14 protein-coding genes are annotated in these 12,509 nt (G+C 51.0%); 5 read left to right on the top strand and 9 right to left on the bottom strand.

Annotated features, from left to right (window positions below; genetic code table 11):
- Positions 1–10: 10 nt before the first annotated feature.
- From AGRI_RS13600 to AGRI_RS13590, 3 genes are all read right to left on the bottom strand, one after another.
- Positions 11–1,510 carry a sensor domain-containing diguanylate cyclase gene (locus AGRI_RS13600; RefSeq protein ID WP_008985476.1) on the bottom strand — a complete coding sequence of 500 codons (1,500 nt, stop codon included), beginning with the start codon at positions 1,508–1,510 and terminating at the stop codon, positions 11–13.
- A gap of 94 nt (positions 1,511–1,604) precedes the next feature.
- Positions 1,605–3,062: an NAD-dependent succinate-semialdehyde dehydrogenase gene (locus AGRI_RS13595; RefSeq protein ID WP_008985475.1), complete on the bottom strand. Its 1,458-nt coding sequence runs from the start codon at positions 3,060–3,062 to the stop codon at positions 1,605–1,607.
- Positions 3,063–3,142: 80 nt separating this feature from the next.
- Entirely contained in the window at positions 3,143–3,397 is a 255-nt protein-coding gene (locus AGRI_RS13590) for a TIGR03643 family protein (protein ID WP_008985474.1), read from the bottom strand.
- Between the two features lie 142 nt (positions 3,398–3,539).
- Between AGRI_RS13590 and AGRI_RS13585 the strand changes: the two genes are divergently transcribed.
- Positions 3,540–4,049: a lipocalin family protein gene (locus AGRI_RS13585; RefSeq protein ID WP_008985473.1), complete on the top strand. Its 510-nt coding sequence runs from the start codon at positions 3,540–3,542 to the stop codon at positions 4,047–4,049.
- A 62-nt stretch (positions 4,050–4,111) separates the two neighbouring features.
- Here AGRI_RS13585 and AGRI_RS13580 read toward each other — a convergent pair whose 3' ends face one another.
- Positions 4,112–5,572 carry an aminoacyl-histidine dipeptidase gene (locus tag AGRI_RS13580; RefSeq protein WP_008985472.1) on the bottom strand — a complete coding sequence of 487 codons (1,461 nt, stop codon included), beginning with the start codon at positions 5,570–5,572 and terminating at the stop codon, positions 4,112–4,114.
- 152 nt (positions 5,573–5,724) lie between these two features.
- Positions 5,725–6,348 (bottom strand): LysE family translocator, encoded by a 624-nt coding sequence (locus AGRI_RS13575; RefSeq protein WP_008985471.1) that lies wholly within the window; start codon positions 6,346–6,348, stop codon positions 5,725–5,727.
- 227 nt (positions 6,349–6,575) lie between these two features.
- Between AGRI_RS13575 and AGRI_RS13570 the strand changes: the two genes are divergently transcribed.
- Positions 6,576–7,181, top strand: a complete 606-nt coding sequence (locus tag AGRI_RS13570; RefSeq protein ID WP_008609221.1) for a DUF502 domain-containing protein — start codon at positions 6,576–6,578, stop codon at positions 7,179–7,181.
- Between the two features lie 39 nt (positions 7,182–7,220).
- Here AGRI_RS13570 and AGRI_RS13565 read toward each other — a convergent pair whose 3' ends face one another.
- The gene (locus AGRI_RS13565; RefSeq protein WP_008985470.1) at positions 7,221–7,640 is read right to left on the bottom strand and encodes an acyl-CoA thioesterase; all 420 of its coding nucleotides are present in this window, start codon (positions 7,638–7,640) and stop codon (positions 7,221–7,223) included.
- Between the two features lie 173 nt (positions 7,641–7,813).
- On the opposite strand from AGRI_RS13565, the gene AGRI_RS13560 reads away from it, so the two are divergent.
- Positions 7,814–8,731: a DMT family transporter gene (locus tag AGRI_RS13560; RefSeq protein WP_008985469.1), complete on the top strand. Its 918-nt coding sequence runs from the start codon at positions 7,814–7,816 to the stop codon at positions 8,729–8,731.
- 68 nt (positions 8,732–8,799) lie between these two features.
- On the opposite strand, the gene AGRI_RS13555 is transcribed toward AGRI_RS13560, so the two are convergent.
- The 3 genes from AGRI_RS13555 to AGRI_RS13545 all read right to left on the bottom strand — a co-directional run bounded on the left by AGRI_RS13555 (position 8,800) and on the right by AGRI_RS13545 (position 11,422).
- Positions 8,800–9,630, bottom strand: coding sequence for a DNA ligase (locus AGRI_RS13555; RefSeq protein ID WP_008985468.1), 831 nt, complete (start codon positions 9,628–9,630; stop codon positions 8,800–8,802).
- A gap of 107 nt (positions 9,631–9,737) precedes the next feature.
- Positions 9,738–10,436: a monofunctional biosynthetic peptidoglycan transglycosylase gene (gene mtgA / locus AGRI_RS13550; RefSeq protein WP_008985467.1), complete on the bottom strand. Its 699-nt coding sequence runs from the start codon at positions 10,434–10,436 to the stop codon at positions 9,738–9,740.
- A gap of 26 nt (positions 10,437–10,462) precedes the next feature.
- Positions 10,463–11,422: a YihY/virulence factor BrkB family protein gene (locus AGRI_RS13545; RefSeq protein ID WP_008985466.1), complete on the bottom strand. Its 960-nt coding sequence runs from the start codon at positions 11,420–11,422 to the stop codon at positions 10,463–10,465.
- 251 nt (positions 11,423–11,673) lie between these two features.
- Between AGRI_RS13545 and mntA the strand changes: the two genes are divergently transcribed.
- Complete coding sequence (gene mntA / locus AGRI_RS13540) at positions 11,674–12,072, top strand: type VII toxin-antitoxin system MntA family adenylyltransferase antitoxin (protein ID WP_008985465.1); 399 nt, start codon at positions 11,674–11,676, stop codon at positions 12,070–12,072.
- Positions 12,059–12,505 carry a type VII toxin-antitoxin system HepT family RNase toxin gene (gene hepT / locus AGRI_RS13535; protein ID WP_008985464.1) on the top strand — a complete coding sequence of 149 codons (447 nt, stop codon included), beginning with the start codon at positions 12,059–12,061 and terminating at the stop codon, positions 12,503–12,505. Before mntA ends, hepT begins: the two co-directional genes overlap by 14 nt.
- The last annotated feature ends 4 nt before the right edge of the window (positions 12,506–12,509 follow it).

Below are 12,509 nucleotides of genomic sequence, written 5' to 3'. Positions count from 1 at the left end.
TCAACACGCCCTAGTTCAACAACTGCGGTGCCGGCATAGCCCGGCGCCGCTGCTTATCCTGATACATCGCCACATCGGCCAGACTAAGCAGCAAATCCAGCTCCCGGCTATCACCACTATGCCAGCTGACGGTGCCGATACTGGGCCCGTGATACAACACCTTATGTGTGCCTAACGAGTAAACACCACTGCAGGTTTGCCGGATCCGGTTCACCAATAATTGCGCCTGCTCTTTCGAGATTTCCTGCGCCTGACATAACATCACGAACTCATCGCCACCCTGGCGGGCTACAAAGTCACCTTTACGTAAACACTCACTCAGCCGCTGCCCCACCTGGCGTAAAAATTCATCACCGGTTTCATGCCCGAACTGGTCATTAATTTGTTTAAACTTATCTAAATCGACAAAAATTAAATAAAACCCGAGTTGCTGACGGTTACCACGGGCAATTAAACGTTCCAGCTCTTCCAGCAAATAGCGGCGGTTTGGCAGCCCGGTCAAAGCATCATGCCTGGCGTGATACGTTAACTGTTCATTTAAATCAGAAAGTTGCTGATGCTCCTGTAAGCGCGTTGCCAGCAATGACAAGGTATTGCCGATCCCGCTTAACATCAGCTGCTGTTCGCCAGTCAGGTGATCGTTAGCGCTGATCACCAGCAACCCTGCAACCACACCCTGCGCATCATAAATATTGAGTAACGAGCTGTGGCTACCACTGAACTGCGGTGGGCAGGTCGCACCAGGGAGAACCTGTATATTCGAGCCTGTCACGGAAAGATCGGCCTGGCTAAGCCAACTCTCCAGTTCAGCCGCAGGTGCCGTCTCCTGCCACAGCCTTTGCTGTTCGGCGCCGGTGCTAAAAGTAAAAATATGCTGCCATTGACCGCTTTGCCGCATTAAATCCGCGACCTGCTCTACCGCCAAAGGCAACGACTGAGCAGCAACGGCAAAATCACTTACCGCAGCCAGCAACTTGACGGTACTTAGCTCCCGCTCGGCGCGGCCGGCGCGCAGCAGGGTGCTTTGTTGCTGCCTGTCGCGTGCCCACTGCACACTGATTAACTCGGCACACAGTTGTAAAATTTGCAGCAATTCCGGCCGATCCTGCAGCTGTAATTGCTGGGAACTAGCACCACAAAGTGTGCCGCAAACCTCCCCCACTGCGTCCACGACCGGCACACTCATATAGGTTTGTAATCCCAATTTTTTCGCCGCTGCCGAGTCCGGCCAGGTTGCAGCTACATCGCTGGTTATAAAACGGCCACTTTCCAGTGCTCTTTTGCATAGGGTGTCATGCCAGGGGACTTCCAACCCTTCCGGTAGTTGGAGCTTGCCAGCATTTAACACATACTCAATACGTTGCACACCGGCCGGAAAATTGATACTGGTCAGGTAGGTCGACTCCAGCCCGGTAAGTTGCTGAATTAAGCGCAGCATCGGGCGGGTCAGATCTTCTATTGAATTGGCGCCGGCGACATAGCCAGCCAGCAAACTAAGTTGTGAGTCCATCCCGCTCCTGTTCCTGTCTGTCATGGCTATTTAACTACGGTTGCAGTTGTTCGTTTAGCATAAGTGTAGTAGAAAACTAAGCGGAAGTAGTGACTTACCTAAGCCCGCCTAAGGCTAAATATTTCAGGTAAGTATAATCATCAAGCCCATATTTTGAGCCTTCCCGGCCATAGCCGGACTGTTTTACCCCACCAAAAGGCGCAGCAGCATTAGAAATAATCCCGTCATTAATCCCCAACATCCCAAACTCTAATGCTTGTGCCACCCGAAATACCTGCCCCAGCTGCTGACTATAAAAATAGCCGGCCAGGCCATAATCGGTGGCATTGGCCAGCGCAATCGCTTGCTGTTCAGTACTAAAGCTGGTTATCGCCAACAGCGGCCCGAAAATCTCTTGTTGGAATAGCTGCATCTGCGGCGTAACGCCGGTCAACACCGTCGGTTCAAAAAACAAGGCTCCGGCCGGATGTGGGTTGCCGCCTAGCCGCAACTGCGCGCCATGCTGCAGTGCATCGTCCAGTAACTGCTGCACCTTAGCCACAGCTTTAGCCTCTATTAAAGGCCCAATAGTTACGTTTGGGTCAGTGCCGGCACCGACTTGAAGTGCCCGCACTTTAGGCAATAAGATTTGCAGGAACTGTTCGAGAATACACTCGTCAACCAATACCCGGTTGGCACAAACACAGGTTTGGCCGGCATTACGAAACTTGGCGGCGATTAACCCCTCGGCAGCAGCGTCCAGATCGGCACTGGCAAACACGATAAAGGGTGCGTTGCCACCCAACTCCATACTAACGCGTTTCACGCCATCAGCGCACTGTTTTAGCAGTTGCTTTCCCACCGCAGTGGAGCCGGTAAAACTAAATTTGTTTACCAGCGGATGCCGGGTTAACACTTCGCCAAGTTGTTGGGCCGCAGTACCGACCAGCACATTAAAGATGCCGGCCGGTACGCCGGCACGCTGCGCCAATTCGGCACAGGCCAGCGCCGACAACGGCGTTTGTGCTGCCGGCTTCACCACAAAACTACAGCCCGCAGCAAGGGCGGCGGCAGCTTTGCGCATTAACATCGCATTGGGGAAATTCCATGGAGTGATCGCCGTCACGACACCTAATGGCTGACGCAATACCAGGATCTGTTTATCGGGCGCGGCCGGCGGAATAATATCGCCATAGAGACGTTTTGCTTCTTCAGCAAACCAGCTTAGGTAAGCAGCGCCATAACGAATTTCTGCCCGGGCCTCCACCAACGGCTTGCCTTGCTCCAGTGTCAGTAATAACGCCAGATCCGCTTCATGTTGCTGCAGTAGCTGTTGCCAACGTAATAATATGGCCGCGCGTTCCGCAGCGGGCAGTGCCGCCCAGGCAGGCTGCGCCGCTGCTGCAGCTTCAACGGCAAAAACGGCCTCAGTTTCGCCCGCTTCGCTAACCGTTGCTAACACTTCACCACTCGCCGGATTAACGACTTGAAAAACGCCTGCTTTTGACGCCAGCCATTGGCCGTTGATATAAGATGTGGTTTTAAGTAACGCCTGCTCAGTTAAGGCTAGCATTAGCGGCCCCCTGCTTATAAAGGAATAACCGCTATTAAAACATGCCCTGCTGAGGGAATAAACCCGCCGATTGTTCGCACTTAGCGTTTATATTGGGTGGGGCAATAAGCGCGGCTAATCTCAGGGTTTCGCAATTTCAGATGTTTGGTTTTACGGCCACTGACTCTGGCCCGCCATAGCCGAAAACTACTAGCTTTTAATTCAGCCCGCATAAAGCGAATTAGCGCGTTTTCATTCAAGCCATATAGGTTTTCAATAGCCTCGAAGGGGGTACGATCTTCCCACGCCATTTCGATAATACGCGAGCGTTGTTCATCACTAAAGGTCACTGGCATTCTCCATCAGCGCATAACGCTGGTACAGCTCAAGTGGGGCAAATTTCGAAAAATATTGAGGGCCATAATGACTTCTCAAAAAACCATAATGATGATTAAACGTATAAACTAAGCTAACCGATTGCCTGGCAGGAAATTTTTTATGCGTATTTATTGGCTGTTATTGTTATTACTCGCGGGTTGCACCAGCGTGCCGGATAAAGTCACACCGGTTAGTCCCTTTGAGCTGGAGCGCTATTTAGGTAGCTGGCATGAAATCGCGCGGCTGGATCACTCGTTTGAACGCGGTTTAACGCAGGTAACGGCGGAATATAGCTTGCGTGATGATGGCGGTATCAGCGTCCTTAATCGGGGCTATGATGCCGCAAAAGAGCGTTGGAAAAGTGCAACCGGCAAAGCCTACTTTGTTGATGACACTAATACCGGCCGCTTAAAGGTATCGTTCTTTGGGCCTTTTTACGGCGGTTATAATATTGCCAAGTTGGATCCAGATTACCAGATAGCCCTGGTGGTCGGTCCGAATCTCGATTACGCCTGGCTTTTGGCCCGCAAGCCGCAGTTATCCGCTGCAGAATGTGCGCCCTATCTGGCCGAAGCCGAACGCATTGGCATTGCCCTGGATCAGCTGATCTGGCTAGCGCCTTGTCGCTAGCGCAAAAAAACGCCGGCACTACGCTTTGCACAGGCCGGCGTATTATTACTGTAAAAATGAAATTAAGCTTTTGCCGGGATCCGCTCTAAAACCGCCAGCAGCAGCTGCCAGTACTGACCGACAGTTTCGATATTGACCATCTCATCCGGACCATGTGGGTAGCGGATAGTTGGGCCAATCGACACCATGTCCATCTCTGGGTACGGCTTTTTAAACAAACCGCATTCCAAACCAGCATGGATCACCATAATCACCGGCTCTTTGTTATAGATTGCCTGATAGGTATCTTTAACAATCGCCATCACCGGCGAAGCTGGATCGGGCTTCCAACCCGGATAAGCACCACTGAACTTCACCGCAACACCGGTCAGGGCTGCTAATGATGCCAGGGTGCTCTCAACCTGCTCGCGGCCGGAGTCGATCAGCGAACGGATTAAACAGACCACCTGAACGGTATCGCCGGTAGTGGTAACGACCCCCAGATTTAATGACGTTTCTACCACACCGGCAATATCGTCGCTCATCCGCACAACGCCGTTCGGGCAAGCATTAAGCAGGTGTAAAACCTTATGCTGGCTGGCATTATTCATCACCTGGGCCGGTAAAATGGTCTCAGCAACCGCAAACTTAATCGCCGGCTCTACCGCTGATAGCTCCTGACGGATCAGGGTTTCAAAGGCTGCCACCGCATTTTCCAGTAAGACTTTTTTATCTGCTGCAACGGTAATGGTCACGCCGGCCTCGCGCGGAATCGCATTACGCAATGAACCACCGCTGATTTCACTGACTTTCAGATCCAGTGCTGCCGCCTGCTCAACCAGAAAACGCGCCAGTAATTTATTCGCATTGCCGCGGCCTAAATGAATATTCACCCCGGAGTGGCCACCTTTTAAACCACTCAGATTTAAGCGATAAGCCTGATGCCCAGCCGGTACCGGTTGCCATTGCATGGGGATACTAAACTCGGCATCGACACCGCCGGCGCAGCCCATATAGATTTCGCCTTCCTGCTCCGAGTCGGTATTAATCAGGATCTCGGCGTCCAGCAGGCCGGCTTCAAGGCCAAAAGCACCGGTCATACCGGCTTCTTCGTCGATCGTTAACAGCACTTCCAACGGACCATGTTTAATGTCGTCACTACCTAAAATCGCCAGCGCCGACGCCATACCAATACCGTTATCTGCACCCAGCGTGGTGCCCCGGGCCGTGACCCATTCGCCATCGACATAGGCATCAATAGGATCTTTAGTAAAGTCGTGCACCTTATCGGCATTTTTTTGTGGCACCATATCCAGATGCGCCTGGATCACTACGGTTTTACGGTTTTCCATCCCCGCTGTGGCCGGCTTTTTAATGATCAGGTTGCCTACCTTGTCTTCCACGACGGTTAAACCTTTATCGCGGGCCCAGGTCTGAATATGCCGGCTAAGCGCCTGCTCATGCTTGGACGGATGTGGAATAGCACAGATTTGGGCGAACCATTGCCATAGCGGCTGCGGGTATAAACTGGAAATCGCGGTCACAACAACTCCTGATGTAGGGGCAGAGAAATTATCGTGATTTTATCACAACCTCTAGCGCAGGCGCATAAGCCACCGGCTAATCGCCCGCGGGCTGCGATTAATAACGTAAAGCGGGATAGACAGTCGTCAGCTATTTCTTACAACTGACGGCTTTAACCCACTAACATCCAGACAGCGACGCCAAACATCAGGCAGGCGCCAATGCGGTTTAAATACTGTAGCCGGTTGGTTTTCGTCAAAAACAGCGCCAGCGCCTTGCCGCCACTGGCATATAGCAGCATGGAGCCAAACTCCAGCAGCAAAATAATGGCCACCAACACCAGTAATTGCGGCCAAAACGCCAGCTTACTATCGATAAAGGGCGGTAATAACGCCATATGAAAGGCCCAGCCTTTGGGGTTAGACACGGCGGTAATAAAGCCCTGACTAAACAAGGTTCGCCGCGGTAGCAACACCGACGCTGTGCCCAACTGCGGCACCGCCAGTTTGCCTCGGGCACGCCACATTTGGATGCCAACATAAGTTAGATAGGCGGCACCAAGCAGTTTAAACCACTGAAACAGGTCCGGAAACTTCAGCATCAGAGCGGCTACGCCCAATACCGCCGCCATGGCAACTAAACCCACGCCCAGCATCTCGCCCCACATCATCCAGAAGGTACGACGCACGCCCTGACTCATCCCCAAGGTCATGGCCAGCGTCATACACATGCCTGGCGTAACAGAGACAAATAAAAAGGTGGGAATAAAAGCGCCCAATAATGTCAGATTAACCATAAGTACCCCGGTAGACTCGCCGCTTATTCTGGCGATTTCCGCCTATTGCAGCAATAGCTAAAGTAATTTTTGATCAATCTGTTTAACCCCACACGTCGTTGCACCGTTAAAACACTGCCAGATATACAAATTATAACCTGCAAAGGTCAACCAGTCTCAGACTGGCGCCCGCTTCCTGATCGCTGTTATGCTAGCGCTACTTTGACTGTTGCAGATTGAAATCCCTGATGAAAATAGTGGTAAGAAGTTTATTAAAAGGCCTGGCGATTGTACTGCCGTTAATTATTACTATCGAGCTGCTGCGCTGGCTGCTGACCACGATCGAAAGCGTACTCGCGCCGGTGGTGCAACTGCTGATCCCGGCCAGCTGGTATCTGCCTGGCACGGCAATACTGTGTTTTGTCATCGCCTGTGCGGTAATTGGTTTTAGCTCGCGCTGGGCTGGTGTGAACTGGCTCTGGCAGTTACCGGGCAAGGTATTAATGAAACTGCCGGGCAGCAAACAAATTTACGGCATGTTGCAAGATTTAATTGATGTGATGGCCGGCAAAAACTTTAGTGATGGCTCGGTGGTGATGGTGAAACTGCCGTCATCTGAGATTGAACTGATTGGCATTGTTACCAAACAAGGCGGCCAGGCAGAAGACCGGATGTCGTCACTGATGCAGGAAGAACAACTGGCGGTGTTTATCCCGATGGCCTACAACGTCGGCGGCTACACCATTATAGTGCCACGCAGTTGCACCCGCAGCCTTGATATGAAGCCCGCCGAAGCCCTGCAACTGGTGCTTAGCGGCGGCTTGGGTAGCAGTAAAGCACCGGGTAAATCATAAAGTCAGCTATGCTGGTGTAGTACCCGGTACCCAAGCTGATTATTCAGGATCCAAATTTAAGGTGCGCAGCTCTTTTGCGGTTTGTGTTTGCAACATCTCCAGCGTTTTATGATGCGGCTCTGGCCGCTGCGTTTGCGCGTCGACCCGCACAAAAACAATATCATCGGCAAAGCAGATAGTCTTTTTCGTCGCTTTGTTGCGCACTAAACAGCTTACCGTAATAGAAGTCCGGCCTACGGCTTTGGTGGTTAAACCAAACTCAACCACATCACCCAGCTTAGCCGGACTTTCAAAACTGATGGCGCCTATATGCTTGGTCACCAGGCTATTGGTTTCTAACTGACAAATGGCGTAAATAGCCGCTTCCTCGTCTATCCACTCTAATGCCCTGCCACCAAAGAGGGCATTGGCATAATTTAAATCACCTTGCATCACCAACCGACGGCTTAAAAAACGCATCTTCTCACCTGTAACATAATTGTTTGAACGTTAAGTATATCGCCGTTGGCGTTTTGCACCAATCTGCCACGCCTCTGAAACCGAATTAATAATTTTCTTTGCCGGCTACTGTTTTCAGTACGCACAAGGCTTTATGATCGCAGCCCTGTTATTGCCGTGCGCGATTACCTTCGATGCAAAATATCCTGCTGTATCTGATTACCGTCCTGATTTGGGGTTCGACCTGGTTTGCCATTGAGTTTCAGCTGGGCGAAGTGGCCATTGAAGTCTCGTTGTTGTATCGCTTTGCGCTGGCTGCGGCACTGATGTGGCTGTACTGCTGGTATCGCAAGCTGGATATGCGTTTTTCGCTGCGCCAGCATGGCTTTATTCTGCTGCTTGCCAGCCTGAATTTTGCGCTGAATTTCCTGTTTATCTATCAGGCGCAGCAATATCTGACTTCAGCCATGACGGCGATTGCCTTTACAACGATGTTGCTGATGAACATTATTAACACCCGGCTGTTTTTCGGCAAACCGGTGGCCAAACGCATCTATTTTGGCGCCCTGCTCGGCATTGCCGGCATCGTCGTATTGTTCTGGCCGGATCTGGACGGTATCGATTTCACCAACACCAGTTTACTCGGCCTAATCCTGATCTTATCCGGCGCCCTGTCAGCGTCCTTTGGCAATATGGTCAGTGTGCGCAATTCGCGGGAGCAAATGCCGATTATGCAGGTTAACGCCTGGGGTATGTTATACGGTACTTTGGTGCTACTGGCTGCCGCTCTGATTAAGGGGCATAGTTTTACCTTTAGCACTGAGCCAGCCTATCTGCTGTCGCTGGTCTACCTGGCGGTATTTGGTTCGGTGATTGCTTTTGCCAGTTACTTTGCGTTGCTAAAACAAATAGGCCCGGAAAAAGCCAGCTATACCATAGTACTGTTCCCGTTAGTTGCAGTGGTGCTAAGTACCCTGTTTGAAGATTTTCACTGGACCAGTTACACCTTTAGCGGCTTTGCGCTGGTACTGCTGGGTAATGCCATCGTACTAACGCCTTTTGATCGCATTCGGGCCCTGCTTAACCGTGAGCAGCCAAAGCTAGCCAACTGAGGTGCGTAGCAGAGTTAAGTCGCTGTGAAACCTATCGAGGTACCAGCTTAAAAACGATAGCAGCGTGGCTAGAACGCCTGCCGCTCCCGTAAAAATCGGGCAAAGCGCGGAATACCATTGCTGGTGTAACCATTATAACGATAAGTAATTTCGCTACCGATGGCCGGCGGTGTTTGCCGCAGGGCATCGGTTAAGCCGCTGCCAATAGCAAACTCCAGCCCGTCAGGTGTTCTGACAACAAGCGCACCTACCATGCCCTGATATTTCCCCCTACCAGGCCGATAGCCAATCACTGTCGCTTCGGCATCCTGATAGGTTTTAAGTTTAAGCAAATCTGCGCTGCGGCCGGTTTTATAGTGCGCATCCTGATGATGCAGCATTAAGCCCTCAGCGCCAGCCTGCTCCAGCTGTGTTAACGTTGCCAGTAAGGTTGCTCTGTCCGCAACGCGAAACTGCGGTACTACCTGCAGATAAGGGCTATTTTGCTGCTGTACCAGCAGTTGCATCATCCTGATCCGTTCAGTGAAAGTCCCCTCTGCCTGCGGCAGTTCAAAAATATAATAGACTAACTGCTGCCACTCACTGCTCACTGGCTGCTGCTTGCTCACCGTACTTAAGATTTGTGCAAACTGCTGCCTGGCAAACCACAGCTCACCATCGAGCGGCCGTGACGGAAAGTCTGCGGTAAACCAGGCTGGCGCCTGAATAATATTGCCACCACGGGAAATCAGCTGTTTGCCATCCCAGTAAGCCCGCACACCATCCAGCTTTTCACTTACCCAATACTGACTGACATCAATATTATCCTGATAATCCTGTGCCAACAGCAGATCAGGCTTTGTCACAGCCAAGAGTGGAAAACTACCGAGCACCAGCAAGAAAATTAACATTTTAAACATTATTTTGCTTCCTTTATGCAAAATAATGAGTGTAGCTGCTAAGCGCCTGAGCGCAACTTAGCTGGATACTGGCCAGACGGAAAACGGCAACAAAAGGCTAACGCGGGTTAATCCAGTACCGGTTTTAGATAGCCTGCGCCCAGTTGCCGCATCTGTTGTTCAACCCAACTGACGCGTTGCTGTAGGTAGGGTGTTAACTGATTCGGATCGCGCCGGCGCGGGCTTGGCAACAGCACTGCTAATCTGGCAGCCTGATTGCGGCTTAACTGGCTGGCTGATTTACCAAAGTAATACTGACTGGCCGCTTCCACACCATAAATACCGGGTCCGAATTCGGCGATATTCAGGTATACCTCCAGGATACGCTTTTTGCCCCAAAGCACTTCCAGGCTTAGCGCTAACGCTGCCTCCAACCCTTTTCGCAGCAAACTGCGGCCAGGCCATAACAACAGGTTTTTTGCCGTTTGCTGAGTAATGGTACTGGCACCACGCAAACCGCCGCCATCGTCAAAACGCTCCAACGCATTACGGATTTCATCGATATCGACACCAAAATGCTGCGGGAAGCGCTGATCTTCTGACGCCACCAACGCCAGCGGTACATGTGGCGGCAATTGTGCTATGTTGATCCACTGCTGCTTAACCGGATACGGGCTTTGCAGCATAAAGGCGGTGGTAGGCGGCGGCACAAAACGTAAGATCAGAAGTAAAATTAAGACCAACGCTAACAATAGCAGTGCCAGCTGCAAGGCACGCCAACATAGCAACCCCAGCCAACCGAATGCACCGCGCTTCTGCTCTGTCATCTTGCCTCTTTAGTCACTTGCAACCGTCAATTGTTAGTACCCGTTTGCTCATTCGGCGGCGGGTCGATGATAAGCTCCCGGTGCACACATACCGCAACCTTCTTCGGCCGGATAGGCTTACCTCGCCCTTCCAGATGAGCACGGGTAAAGGCTGCACCAAACAACAAAATCATCGAAGAATAATTTACCCATAGTAGTAATAATGCCAAAGAACCGGCAGCGCCATAAGCCGAGGCTGTCGCGGTATAGGCCAGATAAACAGAGATAAAAGAGCGGCCGATGGTAAATAGCAAGGCGGTAATAAAGGCGCCTAATAGCACGTCACGCCACGCCAGCAGTACGTCGGGCAAAATTTTAAACATGGCGGCAAATAGCAAGGTGATCACCAGTAAGGATAGCCCCCATTCCATACCCACCATCGTCCAGCCTGGCACGGGCAACCATTCCTCCGCAAACGCCATTACACTGCGTAGTGCCACCGACAGCAGTAATGACACCATCATAATAAAACCAATTGCCAGAATAATGGTTAACGATAACAAGCGGCTTTTCAGCAACGCCCAAAGGTTGTTACGCTTTGGCCGCGGTGCTACACCCCAGATTTGATTCAGCGATTGCTGCATCTGCGCAAACACTGTGGTAGCACCAAGAATGGTGGCAACAATACCGACTAACGCCGGGACAAAACCACTTTGATCAATTTGCGAATTAACGACCGCGGTTTGCACTACACCGGCCGCTTCTGACCCTAAAGTTTCCTCAAGCTGGGTAAATAACTCCCCTTGCACGGCCCGCTCACCGATAACCAGCCCGACCAGTGCCACCACGACCACTAAAATAGGCGCAATCGAAAACACCGTAAAAAATGCCAGCGCGGCAGCATAAATAAACGCCTGGCTATCCAGCCAATGCCGCAACGCTGCCGCCAGAATACTTAGCCAGTGTCGCACTGTGTTGGGAAGTTTATTGAAGATATTACTCAGCATGCCCGATATTACCTTTGCCGCGACGCGCGCTTTATTTCTGTTTGTATCAGTGGTCTATGATAGCAAGAAAGTTTCAGCACAAAAGTCAGTTTAACCATTACCATGGAGGTTATCGCTAAGCTTGCCTGTTAAGACACTAAATCACAATCACTTAGGTCAAGCCTAGTACCCCGGAGCTGACCATTTGCCCTACCCTAAAGCAAGGGTTACACTGCGTTTATCAGCTAACCATCTGCAACGCGGGGCCCGGTTTGAATTTCTTACCAATACTGCAGTTATTACAACAACGGTTGCCAAATTTAATGGCGGTGTACGCCTTTGGCAGCCAGGTTCACGGCACCGCGGATAAAAACAGTGACTTAGATTTAGCTGTGCTGGTAGCAGGCTATGCCGATGTGATTGAACTTTGGGATATTAGCAGTGACCTTGCTGAGCTGGCGAACTGCGAAGTCGATTTACTCGACTTTCGCGCCGCGACCACCGTAATGCAGTATCAAATCCTCACCACCGGTAAATGCCTGTACGCTATCGACAGCAGTGTCGGCATTTACGAAGCAATGGTGTTATCGCAAATGACGGCATTAAACGAAGCCCGCGCTGGTTTATTGCAGGATATCAGAGAACAGGGAGCTGTTTATGGCCGTAACTAAGCTACCGGATGATGTATTACTGAATAAAGCTGCGACTATCGAGCGCTGTGTTAAGCGAGCACGGGATGAATATCAGCAAGATCCGGTAAATTTCGCCAGCAATTTTACCCGTCAGGATGCTGCGATTTTAAATATCCAGCGCGCTTGTGAAGCGGCACTGGATATGGGCCAACATCTGATCCGCAAATACAAACTAGGTATACCGCAAAGTTCGCGTGATGTATTTACCCTGCTTGCCACAGCAAACTTCTTACCAACTGAATTAGCCGAAAAAATGAAAAAGATGGTCGGCTTTAGAAATATTGCGGTGCATGAATATCAACGTCTGCAACTGGCAATAACCGAGTATGTGATTACTCAACGGTTAGATGATTTTAGCGAGTACAGCCAACTGCTGCTCAGCAAAGATGAGGCTTTTACATCCTCACCATAAGACC

Origin of the sequence: Alishewanella agri BL06 (assembly GCF_000272005.1) — a bacterium.
In the GTDB taxonomy this organism is placed as follows: domain Bacteria; phylum Pseudomonadota; class Gammaproteobacteria; order Enterobacterales; family Alteromonadaceae; genus Alishewanella; species Alishewanella agri.
The sequence above is the reverse complement of the archived record's forward strand: the minus strand, read 5'-3'. Positions and strand labels throughout refer to the sequence as shown.